Genomic DNA, 594 nt, shown 5'->3' on the forward strand with positions numbered 1-594 from the left:
CGCGCACCCTGGTCGTCACCATCAGCCAGAGCGGCGAGACGGCCGACACCATCGCCGCACTGAAGCACGCCCGTTCCTTGGGCATGAAGCACACGCTGACCATCTGCAATGTGTCCACGAGCGCCATGGTGCGCGAATGCGAGCTGGCCTACATCACCCGTGCCGGCGCCGAGATCGGCGTGGCCTCCACCAAGGCCTTCACGACCCAGCTTGTCGGCCTCTTCCTGCTGACGCTGGCCCTGGCGCAGACGCGGGGCCACCTCAGCGAGGCAGACGAGGCCGAGCACCTGAAGGATCTGCGCCACCTGCCCGTCGCCGTGCAGGCCGTGCTGGCCCTGGAGCCGCAGGTCATCGCCTGGAGCGAGGAGTTCGCGCGCAAGGAAAACGCGCTGTTCCTGGGCCGCGGCCTGCACTACCCAATCGCGCTGGAAGGTGCGCTCAAGCTCAAGGAAATCAGCTACATCCACGCCGAGGCCTACCCGGCCGGTGAACTGAAGCACGGCCCGCTGGCCCTGGTGACGGCCGAGATGCCGGTGGTGACGGTGGCGCCCAACGACGCGCTGCTGGAGAAGCTCAAGAGCAATATGCAGGAAG

At 67.2% G+C, this 594-nt stretch carries 1 protein-coding gene; it reads left to right on the plus strand.

The genetic code is table 11. The annotated features are described in order from the left end of the window. On the plus strand, nt 1-594 hold a 594-nt coding region (locus ACXJKR_RS34235; RefSeq protein ID WP_457326655.1), incomplete at both ends, for an SIS domain-containing protein.

This window comes from Roseateles sp. P5_E11 (genome assembly GCF_054049355.1).